The following is a 14,178-nucleotide window of genomic DNA, read 5'->3' as shown; positions in this document are numbered from 1 at the left end:
GTCCTGTCAGATACAGAAGCTTAGTCCTTGGTCAAACCACTTAGCTTTATCAACCTAACCTTTAATCTTGTGTCTAAGATTTGGGGGTCGGTTCAAATGGCTTCAAGGGTTTTATTTGATAAGACAGATTACTCTTCTTCGGTTTGTGCTGTAGCATCTTCAGAAAGAATAGTAACCAAAATCTCAGCACTGATGTCATGGTGCAATTGGATAGTAACTTTGTACTCACCCACTTGACGGAATGCACCTTCTGGCATTTTCACTTCAGAGCGATCAACTTCCAAGCCTGATTTGGTCAGTGCGTCAGCGATATCACGAGCACCGATAGAGCCAAATAGCTTGCCTTCATCGCCTGACTTGGCACGCATGATGACATTCACATCAGCCAATGCTTCAGCACGCTTGTTGGCAGCTGCCAATTCTTGAGCTTCTAGTGCTTCTAGTTCAGCACGGCGAGCTTCAAATTTTGCCAAGTTTGCTTCAGTGGCTGGCAATGCTTTGCCTTGTGGGATTAGATAGTTACGACCGTAACCTGCTTTTACATCAACCGTTTCACCAAGTTTACCAAGATTAACGACACGCTGTAATAGAATAACTTGCATGATTTATCTCCGTAATTACTTGTGGTTGTCGGTATATGGCAACAATGCCAAGTAACGAGCTTGCTTGATCGCAACAGCCAATTGACGCTGATACTTGTTTGAAGTACCAGTGATACGGCTAGGAACGATTTTGCCATTTTCGCTGATATATTGTTTTAGCAATTCTACATCTTTGTAATCAATGTGAGAGATGCCTTCGGCAGTAAAACGGCAGAACTTACGACGACGATAAAAACGTGCCATGATGAAATCTCCTTAATTAGTTATCACTGTCAGCATCGTTCTCACCTTGCTCGGTGCGAACATCATTGCGACGGTTGGCTTTACGAGTACGCTTATCTTCTGCTTCTTTTGCCAAAGGCGATTGCTCAGTGATGGCAGTGTCTCTGCGGATAACCAGACTGCGGATAATTGCATCGTTGTACTTGAACAGCTCTTCTAGTTGAGCCAAAGTCTCTTCATTACATTCGATGTTTAGCAACACATAGTGTGCTTTGTGAATTTTGTTGATTGGGTATGCCAATTGGCGGCGACCCCAGTCTTCTAGACGATGGTTGGCACCGCCGTTTTCTTCTACGATAGAGCGGTATTTTGTTACCATGTCGGCAACTTGGTTGCTTTGATCTGGGTGAACCAGTAGCACCACTTCATAATGTCTCATAAGGACTCCCTACGGATTAAAACAGCCATCAGCAAACTTATTGTCTGACAATGGCAAGGAGATTGAAAAGTAAGTTATGCCAAGCACAACTCATTTAACAAAGCTGATATTATACAGTGTTTTTTGCCCAAAGGCAAGCCTTGGTTAAAACTTGTTTTGCGACGCTGCCACTTGTACTACGATATCACTCAGCTTCGTTGCTGTGCTGATTTTGGGCTTGTAGATATTGACGACGCTGCTCTTGGATTTGGAGAGTTTGTTGCTGTTTTTCGGCATTGGCAGCTATGACCGAGCGTGCCATCTGCCACACTGCACCAACCACCAATAGAGCGGCAAATACCGCAAAGATTGGTACAGCAGCGGATAACGCACCCAAAAAATCCTTCATCAAAATCGCATGAAATACGCCAAGCATGGCAGGTGCAATCTCGCCTGTGTTGCCCGCAGCCTGACCAGGTGCAAATAACACCGCTGCAACAAATACCCAGCTGATGCCCTTAAAGGGGCGAGGAATCAGTCGCATGACGAGCAGCCACAAAACCAACACCAATGCTGAACAAACCGCATAAACAATCAGTGGCAACTGCCCTGCAGGTACGCCATCGGTAATACGAGCCCAAAAAGCAAAAAAACCAGCCAGCGTCTCGCTGATTTGTTCAAGTGGTAAATCTTTTAGCCAATTCATCATGACAACCAAAAATAAAACTTGATTTATTTTATCACGATTTTTTAAAAATAAAAATATCCAGAATGTACTTTTGTGCCAAGCAAAACCACAATATCAGCAAATAAATTAAGCCACACAAGCCTAATCAAACCGCTTATCTTGAGCCTCTTTTGCTTTATTTAGTGCCTGTGCTGTTAGTACATCGCTTGGCGGTGCTTGCACATAATAGCCCTGTTCGGCAAGTTTTGATATGACCTGATTGATATCCGCCTGTGCCAGCTTTTCTCGGCTTGCCAAATCCAAGTGCATCACAAATTCTCCCAAGCCCAATTTGGCACGCAGCTGGCTTGGTAGCACGCCGAACCAATCAGTCAGGGCATCGGTATCGTTTGGATAATTGGGACGGGCAATGTACACATACCAGCCTTCATTTTTTGGGAATTTATAAACATCGCAATGCATGATTTTCCTCATACAACAATTTGGAATAACAAAAATTAAATCTACAGCTGATTGTGCGTGGCGATTTATCAACTTATTTTAACAAATTCCATCCACTCTTCGCAATCCACCTAATTTTGCCAAATTTCATACCTAGGTGCGATTTATCACGCTTATTAATGCAATTTCTTTCATGGTTTGTTGAAAATTTTGACAAAAAAATGCCAAATCACTGGCAAAATTACAAAAAGTGTAAAATTTTACTTGTAAAATACCACATTATTTTTCATAATAGAACGGTGTAAAACATTCAGGAGAGCGTGCCTGTCTGTATTAAGTGGCACCACCGAAGGCGTAAACACCCTACAATCGCTCAGGTAAATGGGACTGAAATGTTTGTTTGGCACAATCTGGAGAGTACAATTGTACACCGAAGGGAAGAAAATTACCGCAGCGATGCTAAAGTGATTGAAAATCTCAGGTCAAAGGACAGATGGGGACTGTTAAATGCAAAACTTAGCACACCAAGCTGCTAAGTTGTTTGCTGTATTTATCAATCACCCAATTTTATAAGGAAATCGCCATGACCGCTCCACAACGCACACCTTTATATGATTCTCATGTTGCTTTTGATGGCAAATTAATCGATTTTGGCGGCTGGGAGCTGCCTGTTAATTATGGCTCACAAATTGCCGAACACGAAGCTGTGCGTACCGATGCAGGTATGTTTGATGTTTCGCATATGCTTGTTACCGATGTTACAGGCGATAACGCAAAAGCCTTTTTTCAAAAACTTATCGCCAACGATGTTGCCAAGCTAACTTTTGTTGGTAAGGCTTTATATTCAGCCATGCTCAATGACAATGGCGGCGTGATGGACGATTTGATTGTCTATCGCATGAACGAAGAAGAAACCGCCTACCGCATCGTCTCAAACGGTGCAACTCGCGAAAAAGATTCTGCACAATTTGCTAAAATCGCCCAAGAATTTGGTATCATCCTCACCCCTCGCTATGATGTTGCTATGCTTGCCGTTCAAGGCCCAAAAGCCATCGAAAAACTGCTCACCGTCAAGCCTGAGTGGGCGGATAAAGTAAACGCTCTTAAGCCCTTTGTTGGTGCGGATATCGGTGATGGGTGGTTTGTGGCTCGCACAGGCTACACAGGCGAAGATGGCGTGGAGGTGATTTTGCCAGCAGAAAAATCTGGTGAGTTTTTCCAAGCCTTGGCAAAGGCAGGTGTGAAGCCTTGCGGACTTGGGGCGAGAGACACTCTAAGAATGGAAGCTGGCATGAACCTATACGGCAACGATATGACGGACGAGGTCAGTCCGCTTGAAGCTGGCATGGCATGGACAGTGGATTTAAAAGATGAAAACCGTGATTTTGTCGGTAAATCAGCACTGATGGCATTAAAATCAGCAGGCGTAACGGTTAAACAAGTTGGTCTATTGCTGGAAGGAAAAGGCGTCATGCGTGCAGGCATGAAGGTTGTAACCGATGCTGGCAGCGGCATTACCACAAGTGGCGTATTCTCTCCAAGCCTCAATCAATCCATTGCCATCGCTCGTGTGCCTGTAGATTTTACAGGTGAGCGTACCAAAGTGATTATGCGTGGTAAAGAAGTAGAGGTGCGAGTGCTAAAATTGCCATTTGTGCGTAATGGTCAAAAGCAGTTTGATTGATGAACAGCACCCAAAAGTTTTGCTATCGCAAATGCTTTTGGACGATTTTAATAAGGGTAATTTATGAAAAAAATAACTTATGCAATTTTGGCAAGTAGCATTTTATTGGCAACAGGTTGCTCAACATTAAGCAATAGTGTTAATTCTGCTTTGGGTGTGCCGGTCGGACAAAAAACCCAAGATTATGTAGTTAGCGGAGCAGGTGGCATTATTGCAGGTATTGCCCCAAAAAGTGCCGTTAATTCAACTTATCGCTACGGTTTTAGTATTGATTTAAAAACAGCCGAAAGCGTGCGTTCAGTTAAAATTGAACGACTAAATAAAGACGGTAGCAAAACACTTATTATTGATGACAGTGCAAGTTCAACAAGGTCAAATAATTGGCAAAAGCAACAACCTAATGACGCTCAATCCAAACTTTACGGCAAAGGATTGGGTAATGTTTCTTGGGTAGGGCAATCACAAAGCTATAATATGACCAAAGAGCAAGCGTCTTGGTTATATCAATCAGGCACAACTCACGAAACTTATTTAATTACCATTACTGATAATAATGGCAAAGTTACCGAATTAAAACAGCCTACGCAAATTCCTGCACAGGCAAAATCCACTTACTTATCCCTTTTACAATAACCCCAACCCTAACGGAGTTTTTTATGAGTAACATTCCCAGCGAATTGAAATATGTAGCCAGCCACGAATGGTTACGCCTAGAAGCAGACGGCACAATTACCGTTGGCATTACTGACCACGCCCAAGATTTGCTTGGCGATGTGGTATTCGTTGAACTGCCAGAAGTTGGTACAGAAGTTGCAGCCGACCAAGAAATTGCGGTGGTAGAATCTGTCAAGGCAGCAAGCGATGTCTATGCTCCAATCGCAGGTGAAATCGTTGAAATCAACGAAGAACTGGTGGACAGCCCAGAACTTGCCAATGAAGATCCATACGGCAAAGCATGGTTCTTTAAAGTAAAACCTGCCAATCCTGCCGACTATGACAGCCTAATGAGTGCTGAAGAGTACCAAAGCAGTCTGTAAACAAAAAACCAAGCGTAAGTTGTGATGATTTACGCTTGGTTTTGGTTATTTTTGGTTTAATTTAAAATGGTATTTTTAAGATGATATTTTAAATTAAATTTAACTATCTTTTAATGATAATTAGATTAATGGTGCAAATTATCTTAGGCAAAACTAAACAATTGTTAAATTTTCAAGCATTGGGCGATAATGGTAAATCGTCTTTGGTTTGGCTGTTTTAGAATTTGATTGACAGTTGTTATTTGCCTGGCAAATAAAATTTTAGCAACAAAACCAAACAACTTATTGCTTATAAAAGCAAGCTCTGCCAAAGTGTTGATTAAAATGTCTGATGATTTTGTTAAAATTTATTATCGCAATACGGACGATGTAACTTGTCGCATTTTAGTTTTAGATAAAGAGAACAACATTATTCAAGATGAATTATCTGAATACAGTTCGGACGGAAAACACATTGCTGATGTTGTATTTGCACCAGACCATATTACCATTATTGGTATGCGTCAATATACAGAAAATGGTTTTAAAGATTTTCGTAGAATTGGCAATGAATTGGTTTTAACACAAATTCAAACAAATGAATGGCTTGAACCAGAGCAAAAAGCAAAGGTGAGCTTTTATAATGCAAATGGCGATTTGGTTTTTTATGATATTTTTGAAAAAGATGATGATTGCGGTATGGTAATTGTAGGCTCTTTTGATAAAAATGACACACAATTTTTTTGGGATGATTCGCCTGATGAAGTAAAATTATTGCAAAGTTATTCTGATTACTAATTTTTTAGTTCTTTTAAATAAGGATAAATTATGACATTTAACACCTTTTCCGATTTATTTTACGAAAATGCGTTCGTTCATCGCCATCTTGGCAAGGACGCAAGCGAACAACAAGCCCTACTTACTGCGGTGGGGGCAAAAACCCTAGACGAATTTGTGGACAGCGTTGTGCCACAGTCGGTGCGTTTGGGCAAAGCCCTAGATTTGCCCCTTGCGATGAGCGAGCATAACGCCCTAGCCAAACTTCGCAAAATGGCGGATAAAATCACCGTCTCAAAAAGCTACATCGGTCAAGGCTACGCTCCCACTCGCCTGCCTGCGGTGATTCAGCGTAATGTGCTAGAAAACCCCGGCTGGTACACCGCCTATACGCCTTATCAAGCGGAGATTGCCCAAGGGCGTTTGGAAGCCTTATTAAACTTCCAACAAGTGTGCATTGACTTGACTGGTCTTGATTTGGCAGGGGCAAGTTTGCTTGATGAAGCCACAGCTGCCGCCGAAGCAATGGCGATGGCAAAACGCGTCAGCAAATCCAAATCCAATGCCTTTTTTGTGGACAACCGCACCTATCCACAAACGCTTGATGTGATTAAAACTCGTGCCAAATATTTTGGCTTTGATGTGGTGGTGGGCGATTTTGAAGTTGCCAAAAATGGTGAATTTTTTGGGGCGTTTTTCCAATATGTCGGCAAAGATGGCGATGTTATTGATTTGACCGATATTATCACAGCAGTTAAAGAAAAAGGTGCTTATGCCATCGTGGCAAGCGATATCCTAAGCCTCGTTTTGCTCAAATCCCCTGCTCAGATGGGTGCTGATATCGCACTGGGTAGCACTCAACGCTTTGGTATTCCAATGGGCTTTGGCGGTCCGCACGCGGCTTATTTTGCCTTTAAAGACAAAGACAAACGCTCCGCCCCTGGACGCATTATTGGCGTAAGTAAGGACGCACAAGGCAACACCGCCCTACGCATGGCACTACAAACCCGTGAGCAGCACATTCGCCGCGAAAAAGCCAACTCAAACATCTGTACCTCTCAAGTACTACTTGCCAACTTAGCTGGTATGTACGCCGTCTATCATGGTCCAGTGGGTCTAAAACGCATTGCCACACGCATTCATGCTTTGGCGGTTGCTTTTGCTGAAGCGGTTAAGCAAAAATTTACCGTTGTCCATGGGGTGTTTTTTGACACTGTCTTGGTTGATACCAAGGACGAATCAGTCGCCAATCAAATCATGCAAACTGCCAAAGCGGCAGGTTATAGCCTATGGCGTGTCAGCCCTACACAAATCTCGGTGGCATTTAACGAGCTGACTGACGAAGAGGAATTTAATGCCCTTTGTGGTTTCTTTGGCGTAACTGGCAGCTTGACCGAGGTTAAATCAGTGCTTGGCTCACAAGTGCGTACTGACGACATTTTGACCCACCCTGTGTTTAACAGTCACCACACCGAACATCAAATGTTGCGTTATCTAAAATCTCTAGAAGACAAAGATTTGGCGATGAACCGTTCGATGATTTCACTGGGTTCTTGCACCATGAAATTAAACGCAACCAGCGAAATGCTGCCAATTACTTGGAATGAATTTGCCAATGTACACCCATTCGCCCCACGAGATGAAGTGGCAGGTTACATTGAAATGATTGACGGGCTACAAGAACAGCTAAAAGCCATCACAGGTTTTGATGAAATCAGTATGCAGCCAAACTCTGGTGCTTCTGGTGAGTATGCAGGTCTGTTGGCAATCCGCCGCTATCACGAAAGCCTCGGTCAAGCCGATCGCACCGTCTGCCTGATTCCTCGTTCGGCACATGGCACCAACCCAGCCACTGCCCAAATGATGGGTATGCAAGTGGTGGTGGTTGCTACTGATGAATTTGGCAATGTTGATTTGGACGATTTAAAAGCCAAATGCGAAACACACAGCGACAAACTTGGTGCATTGATGATTACCTACCCATCTACGCACGGCGTATTTGAAGAGGGTATCCGAGATATTTGTGATTTGATTCATACTCACGGCGGTCAGGTTTATATGGACGGTGCAAACATGAACGCCCAAGTTGCCCTCATGCAGCCTGCCGATGTTGGTGCTGATGTTCTGCACATGAATTTGCACAAGACTTTCTGCATTCCGCACGGTGGTGGTGGCCCCGGCATGGGCCCAATTGGACTAAAAAAACACCTTGCCCCATTCATCGCAAGCCACTGTGTTAGTCCTGTGCATAACGCCATCGAAGGTCAATCTGCGGTATCGGCAGCCCCTTATGGTTCGGCAAGCATTTTGCCAATCTCATGGATGTATATCACCATGATGGGCCGTGATGGTCTGCTGGCAGCAACCAAACGAGCTCTGCTCAATGCCAACTATGTCGCAAGTCAGCTTAGCGATGACTACCCTGTGCTATATACAGGCAAAAATGGCCGTGTTGCCCATGAGTGCATCATTGACATTCGCCCACTAAAAGCAGACACAGGTATCACCGAGACCGATATCGCCAAGCGTCTGATGGATTATGGTTTCCACGCTCCTACCATGAGCTTCCCTGTGGCAGGCACTTTGATGATTGAGCCGACCGAATCCGAAAGCAAAGCTGAACTTGATCGCTTTATTGCCGCACTTAAGCAAATCAAGCAAGAAGCTCTCAAGGTCAAAGCAGGCACTGATGGTTGGACAGCGGACAACAACCCTCTGGTGAATGCACCGCATACCCAAGCTGTCATCACTGGTGATTGGGATAAACCGTATAGCCGTGAAACTGCCGCCTTCCCACTTGAATACATTAAGGCTCATAAATTCTGGCCATCGGTCGGTCGTGTGGACGATGTTTATGGTGATAAGCACTTGATTTGCTCTTGCCCTAGCATTGACAATTATGAATAAGTCAATATCATTTTGACCCCAAAGCTGTTCATTGCTCATGCTGGGCGATGAACAGCTTTATGTTATCTAAACTGCAAAACCATCATCACTTACTTGGGAATAAATGCTATGCTGTGGTTTTTCTTTTGTATTGCTGTTTTGTTGTTGGGTTATTTTATTTATGGCAAAATTGTCGAAAAAATCTTTGTCATCAACCCAAACAAACACACCCCTGCCTACACGATGGCAGATGGCGTGGACTATGTACCCATGTCAAAAACCAAAATCTGGCTAATTCAGCTACTCAATATCGCTGGCACAGGCCCGATTTTTGGCCCGATTCTGGGGGCTTTGTACGGACCTGTTGCGATGCTTTGGATTGTGCTTGGTTGTATTTTTGCAGGAGCAGTGCATGACTACATGTGCGGTATGCTCTCGGTGCGTAATGGCGGTGCCTCTATGCCCTATCTGACTGGCAAATATCTAGGCACTCCGATTAAAACCTTTATTAATATTCTGGCGGTTGTATTGCTTGTCTTGGTTGGTGTGGTTTTTGTGGCAAGTCCAGCACAATTGATGAGTACCATCACGATGGATATTTTTGGTAATGGTGGCGGTATCTCGGTTGATAATGCCGAAGCCGTTGGCACAGCTGCAAGCAACACAGCCGCAACTGCACTGGGCATGACCAAAGAAACAATACTTTTGGCATGGACGGCGATTATCTTTATTTATTATATCGTTGCCACCTTATTGCCAATTGACAAAATCATCGGCCGCATCTATCCTGTGTTTGGTGCGTTGCTGCTATTTATGTCAATTGGCATGATGTATGGCTTGGTAAGCAATCATCTAGGCACAGGCTCGGTCAGCTTTTTTGGCTCTATTGATGGCTTGTCGGTTGATAAATTTTTCAGCAATTTACAACCAAAAGGTGATTTGCCAATTTGGCCACTGCTATTATTAACCATCACCTGCGGTGCATTGTCAGGCTTTCATGCAACCCAAACACCACTAATGGCTCGCTGTGCCATGAATGAATCCGAAGGTCGATTTATCTTTTATGGTGCCATGATTGCCGAGGGCATCATTGCTTTGATTTGGTGTGCAGTGGGCATGTCATTTTATCCCGACCTGACAACACTACAAGATGCCATCGCCGCAGGCTCGCCGTCCAAAGTGGTATACGACAGCTCCATTTATTTTCTTGGTGCAATTGGTGGTGTGTTTGCCGTGCTTGGCGTGGTTGTACTGCCCATCACCTCAGGGGACACAGCGTTTCGTGCCGCTCGGTTGATTATTGCCGAATTTTTCAACTTAGAACAACGCACTTTATTAAAACGCCTCTGGATTGCCATTCCTTTGTTTGTCATCGGCTTTATTGTCTCAAAGGTTGATTTTCAGATTCTGTGGCGTTATTTTAGCTGGGCAAATCAGACGGTTGCCATGGTCATGTTGTGGACGGCAGCGGGCTATCTGTATCGCTATCGCAAATTCCACTGGATTTGTACCTTGCCTGCCATCATCATGAGTGCCGCTTGCTATACTTTCTTAGCCTATAATCAAATCGGCTTCGGTCTGGATTATCAGCTGTCAGTATATATCGGCATTGGTCTTGCCATTCTCACAACGATTGCATTTTTCTTATTTGTCAAGCGTGAGCGTATCGCTGGCGATCCTGATGCACTGGTGGTTGATTCTAAGGTTGATTTTGGCAATCGCTCATAATCCACTCAGCAAAAAACCTTTGGTTAGCCAAAGGTTTTTTAATCCCATCGCCGTCCAAGATTGCCAGTCTTAGCGGCGATGATTTTTTGTCAATTAAATAAAGGCAAGTTAAAATACATATTCCAAGCTCAGCTTAAAGTTACGACCCGGTGCCAAGAAACGATTAATGCCCTGATTGGTTTTTTTGTCAATCATATTGCTCGTGCCAAATGGTCTGATTGATCGTGCCGAATCCCAAGTCATGTATTTTCTGTCTGCCAAATTATAAACGCCAGCTTGTAAAGTTAGGTTTTTGGTAGGTTTATAATATCCTGTCAAATCAACAGTTGTATAGCCATCACTTCGCCATCTAAGCGTGCTGTCTTTTGCACCCTCCTCTCGCCAAAACAAATTATATGTATCTTCTGCTTTTTTGGCACTGACGCGTGTGATGTATAAATTGGCACCAAACTTATCATTCTTAGCATCATAACCAACCCCAAAAACTGATGTATTTGGCTGAATGGCATTCATTGGGATATCGCCATCGGCACGCCCTTTTTGACGAGTCATTTGGTAACTTAGTTTCACCCCTTTCATGGCAGACACCAGCTCGCCTGCATTTAACAAAGCATTAATCTCAACCCCTTCTGCCTTGGCGGTTTGGCGATTGATACTTTGATAAATCGGCCATCTTCTGGCACTGTTTTTTTCAATATCTGCCAAACCTTGGAAGCTAAAATCAATAAAATCGGTATATTTGGTCTCAAAAATACTGCCCGAAAGAAAGCCATATTTGCCATGGGTGGTCAAGACCAGCTCTTTGGTTTTGGCGATTTCAGGTTTTAGATTTACATTTGGCTTAACAGTGATATCAGGGTGCCTAAAAGTAAAATACATCTCATCTGCTGTCGGCATTCTAAAGCCTTTGGAGTATTTTGCTTGTATGTTCAAATAATTAGTCAAATCAAACGAAGGTGCTATCGAATACGAATGTTGCGAATGCGACCTAGTCTTGGAAAGATAAGCAATGTTCTGCTCAGGGTTTGCTTTGACTGCTGCTTCATAGGCTTCTTTTCTGGCTTGGTATGCTTTTTGATCTGCCAGATATTTTGGGTCGCTATAACCGCCATTATAATTCCAAAATCTCGGAGCTTCGCCAACATCATTGACAGGCAGCGGGACAAATAGCCCTTTTACCATGTCATCTGGGATTTTGGCAGTTTGACCAGCAACATAGTTTGGCTGATATTTAACACGATTATAACGATAGCCCAAGTCCACATTAAGTCTATCACCGATGGCGATTTTGTTACTGGCATAAAAAGAACTGTCTGTCGTCTTGACAGGAATGAGAAATGAAAAAACAGTTTGACCGGGGCATAATAAGCTGTTATAAGACGAAAAGTTCTCACAGGTGCGAAGCGTATCGCTCAAATCCCAGCCCAAGGTTTTGTCCGCCCACCATGTAGATGACCAAGCATTTGACCCTGATTTATTCACCATGGATTTTTCGGTGGTGCTATAGTAACCACCATAGCTGATGTCGTGTGATAAGGTATCGCCACCTATCCATTTTGTCAAGTCAAGGTTAAGCTGATTGGTCTTGGAATTCAAATCACGCTCAGAATATAAATTGGTCAAATAGCCCGGACTGCCCGGAAATGGCATCAGGATTTTATTTGAAAATCGTGAGGTCGTAGCATAGGTTTTGCCAGTATTTGGGTCCGTGCGTTTGCGATCCAAGTCCAATTTGATGGCATTGATAAATTGACCGTACTGTGCTTCATAAGCCTCAATCGGGCTGTTACAGTCAAATATACTACAATCAAACCAAAATTGATCAACACGCTTGTTGTCAAAATTCTGATACACCTTGCCATTTGCCACCAGTTCAGCCCTGCCATCTTCTCCAGCTTGTACCACCAGCGGATTGCCGTTTTTGTCCACCACTTTGCCATTTTTTAGTTGCAGACCCAGTGGATTGCTGACAGCTTGGCACTTTTCGCCATCGCAATAATCATCCGTGCGAGCCGTTGTGGTGATGTCTTGTTTGGTTAGACGCACAGATGCTTCGTCCCAAAAAAGATTGGGCGAGCTGTTGGTATAAGACAGCGAAAAAGCCTGACGCTTGGTTCTGTCATCGGTATGACGAAGCTCCACCTCTTCAGACTCTGTCAGGGGTGAATATTTTAAGGTATAAGAAAAATCATTGCCTTGAGATCTTTGCTTGGTGTCATCTACACTGATGTCAAAACGATGGCGTTCATTGGCGGTATAGCCCAGTTTTAGCAGTGTGCTTTTTTGGGTAATGTCATAAGGATCGGGCTTTTCTCGTGTTTTGCCCTGAATGCTGGCATTATAATCATCATAGCCATAATTCTTGGTTTCGTTTTTGTTTCTGCGTGTTGCAATCAGCAGTGCATCAAAATCCCCCAAACGAGCCGCTGCCGTTGCACTGCCCATTTTTTGGTCATCGACACTGGAATAGCCCATCTTTAGACCCACATGCCAATCTTTTTCTTGCAGATAGTCTTGAGCTTCTTTGGTCTTAAAGATTACTGCACCGCCCAAGGCACCACTACCAGCCGTTACCGAATCTGCACCCTTTTTAATGGTCGCTGTTTTGATATTTTCAAATTCAACACTGTTTCTGGTGTTGTTAAAATTACCATAACCCTCAAATAATTCCTTAAACCCTTGTGATGCCAAAGTCTCTGCCTGATGCAGTCCATCAACCATAATCGCCACACGGTTCTCATCAACACCACGGATTGCATAGCCACTAGAACCAAATCGCCCTGCCTCCACAACCGTAATGCCTGTTTGATACTTCACCAAATCGCGACTGTCTGCAATCATATTGCGAGCAATCTGTCTGTCGTTGATGACCGTTTGACCCACAGGTCGTTTTAAGGTTTTCTTTGTGCTAACAACGCCAGTTGGCAACTGAACATGAAGTGCTGGTTGCTGCTTTACTTCCTCAGCATAAGCCTGTGAGATTTGAGCCATTAGCACAGGCACTAAGATGGATAAAAGGTATTTATTTGAATGGTTTTTTCCTGTTTTGATTAGACAGTGAGGCATTGCTACATCTCCATGATAACAAATTTGATATTTTTTGATAAACAACAGCAATCAACAGTGATAAAGCTGCAATAATAGAAATTATAACCCAGAAGTTTTTCAATGTAAATAATATTCATTATATTTTGATAATGAATATTATTTGTTATGGTAATTTTAAACAATATTTGATACAAAATTAGCCACAAAACAGAAACTTTTTTTAAAAAAAGCATACAAGTGTATTGTAATTTATACAAATTATGCTATTCTATCGGTGTCTGATTTGTATAGCTAACATATGTTCTTCTACAAATCAGGTAATAAAAAAGGACAAAACAAGCAGGGGTAGCAAAACAATCGGCACATCATTGATGCACCTCCCTGCTCCTTTAAAGGAGTGATTTATGTCACAAAATCAACACGATATTCAAGGATACTGGAAGGCCAATATCCGCATTATTGCCATTTGCTTGGTTATTTGGGCATTGGTTTCGCATGGTTTTGCCATTTGGCTAAGACCTTTATTAGCTGGCATCTCTTTTGGCGGTGCCGATTTGGGCTTTTGGTTCGGTCAGCAAGGCTCTATTTTGTTTTTTATCGCATTAATCTTCTTTTATTCATGGCAAATGAATAAACTAGAAGAGCGTTTTGGAGTCAAGGAGGACTGA

General features: G+C 43.1%; 13 protein-coding genes and 2 riboswitches. Of the genes, 7 read left to right on the top strand and 6 right to left on the bottom strand.

The genetic code is table 11. The annotated features are described in order from the left end of the window. Positions 1 to 128: 128 nt before the first annotated feature. The 5 genes from rplI to BW928_RS09705 form a co-directional block, all read right to left on the bottom strand. Positions 129 to 602 (bottom strand): 50S ribosomal protein L9, encoded by a 474-nt coding sequence (gene rplI / locus BW928_RS09725; protein WP_076556034.1) that lies wholly within the window; start codon positions 600 to 602, stop codon positions 129 to 131. A 15-nt stretch (positions 603 to 617) separates the two neighbouring features. Continuing rightward, positions 618 to 845, bottom strand: a complete 228-nt coding sequence (rpsR, locus tag BW928_RS09720) for a 30S ribosomal protein S18 (RefSeq protein WP_076556033.1) — start codon at positions 843 to 845, stop codon at positions 618 to 620. 16 nt (positions 846 to 861) lie between these two features. Then, entirely contained in the window at positions 862 to 1,263 is a 402-nt protein-coding gene (gene rpsF, locus BW928_RS09715) for a 30S ribosomal protein S6 (RefSeq protein ID WP_076556032.1), read from the bottom strand. A gap of 184 nt (positions 1,264 to 1,447) precedes the next feature. Next, positions 1,448 to 1,948: a hypothetical protein gene (locus tag BW928_RS09710; RefSeq protein WP_076556031.1), complete on the bottom strand. Its 501-nt coding sequence runs from the start codon at positions 1,946 to 1,948 to the stop codon at positions 1,448 to 1,450. Between the two features lie 123 nt (positions 1,949 to 2,071). Beyond that, a complete protein-coding gene (locus BW928_RS09705; protein ID WP_076556030.1) occupies positions 2,072 to 2,392 on the bottom strand; it encodes a YcgL domain-containing protein in 321 nt (106 codons plus the stop codon). A 280-nt stretch (positions 2,393 to 2,672) separates the two neighbouring features. Further along, positions 2,673 to 2,771, top strand: a riboswitch (glycine riboswitch). Next, positions 2,772 to 2,874: riboswitch (glycine riboswitch) on the top strand. It begins immediately after the preceding riboswitch. Positions 2,875 to 2,954: 80 nt separating this feature from the next. Here BW928_RS09705 and gcvT point away from each other — a divergent pair. The 6 genes from gcvT (at position 2,955) to BW928_RS09675 (ending at position 10,462) form a co-directional block, all read left to right on the top strand. Then, entirely contained in the window at positions 2,955 to 4,055 is a 1,101-nt protein-coding gene (gcvT, locus tag BW928_RS09700) for a glycine cleavage system aminomethyltransferase GcvT (RefSeq protein WP_076556029.1), read from the top strand. A 63-nt stretch (positions 4,056 to 4,118) separates the two neighbouring features. Beyond that, a complete protein-coding gene (locus tag BW928_RS09695) occupies positions 4,119 to 4,688 on the top strand; it encodes a hypothetical protein (protein WP_076556028.1) in 570 nt (189 codons plus the stop codon). A gap of 23 nt (positions 4,689 to 4,711) precedes the next feature. After that, a complete protein-coding gene (gene gcvH / locus BW928_RS09690) occupies positions 4,712 to 5,092 on the top strand; it encodes a glycine cleavage system protein GcvH (protein ID WP_076556027.1) in 381 nt (126 codons plus the stop codon). Between the two features lie 228 nt (positions 5,093 to 5,320). Beyond that, on the top strand, positions 5,321 to 5,869 hold the full coding sequence (locus BW928_RS09685) for a hypothetical protein (protein ID WP_076556026.1): 549 nt from the start codon (positions 5,321 to 5,323) through the stop codon (positions 5,867 to 5,869). Positions 5,870 to 5,899: 30 nt separating this feature from the next. Then, on the top strand, positions 5,900 to 8,755 hold the full coding sequence (gene gcvP, locus BW928_RS09680) for an aminomethyl-transferring glycine dehydrogenase (RefSeq protein ID WP_076556025.1): 2,856 nt from the start codon (positions 5,900 to 5,902) through the stop codon (positions 8,753 to 8,755). Positions 8,756 to 8,863: 108 nt separating this feature from the next. Beyond that, on the top strand, positions 8,864 to 10,462 hold the full coding sequence (locus tag BW928_RS09675) for a carbon starvation CstA family protein (RefSeq protein ID WP_076556024.1): 1,599 nt from the start codon (positions 8,864 to 8,866) through the stop codon (positions 10,460 to 10,462). 108 nt (positions 10,463 to 10,570) lie between these two features. Here the strand turns inward: BW928_RS09675 and BW928_RS09670 are convergent, their stop codons facing one another. After that, complete coding sequence (locus tag BW928_RS09670; protein WP_076556023.1) at positions 10,571 to 13,528, bottom strand: TonB-dependent hemoglobin/transferrin/lactoferrin family receptor; 2,958 nt, start codon at positions 13,526 to 13,528, stop codon at positions 10,571 to 10,573. Positions 13,529 to 13,914: 386 nt separating this feature from the next. On the opposite strand from BW928_RS09670, the gene BW928_RS09660 reads away from it, so the two are divergent. After that, on the top strand, positions 13,915 to 14,178 hold the full coding sequence (locus BW928_RS09660) for a DUF4212 domain-containing protein (protein WP_076556021.1): 264 nt from the start codon (positions 13,915 to 13,917) through the stop codon (positions 14,176 to 14,178).

This window comes from Moraxella cuniculi DSM 21768 (genome assembly GCF_900156515.1).
Taxonomy (GTDB): Bacteria; Pseudomonadota; Gammaproteobacteria; order Pseudomonadales; family Moraxellaceae; genus Moraxella; species Moraxella cuniculi.
Note: the sequence above shows the minus strand (reverse complement) of the source record. Positions and strands in the feature narration are given on the sequence as shown.

Coding starts and splice junctions, on each gene's coding strand:
- rplI (WP_076556034.1), bottom strand. CDS start 602: ATGCAAGTTATTCTATTACAGCGTGTCGTTAATCTTGGTAAACTTGGT.
- rpsR (WP_076556033.1), bottom strand. CDS start 845: ATGGCACGTTTTTATCGTCGTCGTAAGTTCTGCCGTTTTACTGCCGAA.
- rpsF (WP_076556032.1), bottom strand. CDS start 1,263: ATGAGACATTATGAAGTGGTGCTACTGGTTCACCCAGATCAAAGCAAC.
- BW928_RS09710 (WP_076556031.1), bottom strand. CDS start 1,948: ATGAATTGGCTAAAAGATTTACCACTTGAACAAATCAGCGAGACGCTG.
- BW928_RS09705 (WP_076556030.1), bottom strand. CDS start 2,392: ATGCATTGCGATGTTTATAAATTCCCAAAAAATGAAGGCTGGTATGTG.
- gcvT (WP_076556029.1), top strand. CDS start 2,955: ATGACCGCTCCACAACGCACACCTTTATATGATTCTCATGTTGCTTTT.
- BW928_RS09695 (WP_076556028.1), top strand. CDS start 4,119: ATGAAAAAAATAACTTATGCAATTTTGGCAAGTAGCATTTTATTGGCA.
- gcvH (WP_076556027.1), top strand. CDS start 4,712: ATGAGTAACATTCCCAGCGAATTGAAATATGTAGCCAGCCACGAATGG.
- gcvP (WP_076556025.1), top strand. CDS start 5,900: ATGACATTTAACACCTTTTCCGATTTATTTTACGAAAATGCGTTCGTT.
- BW928_RS09675 (WP_076556024.1), top strand. CDS start 8,864: ATGCTGTGGTTTTTCTTTTGTATTGCTGTTTTGTTGTTGGGTTATTTT.
- BW928_RS09670 (WP_076556023.1), bottom strand. CDS start 13,528: ATGCCTCACTGTCTAATCAAAACAGGAAAAAACCATTCAAATAAATAC.
- BW928_RS09660 (WP_076556021.1), top strand. CDS start 13,915: ATGTCACAAAATCAACACGATATTCAAGGATACTGGAAGGCCAATATC.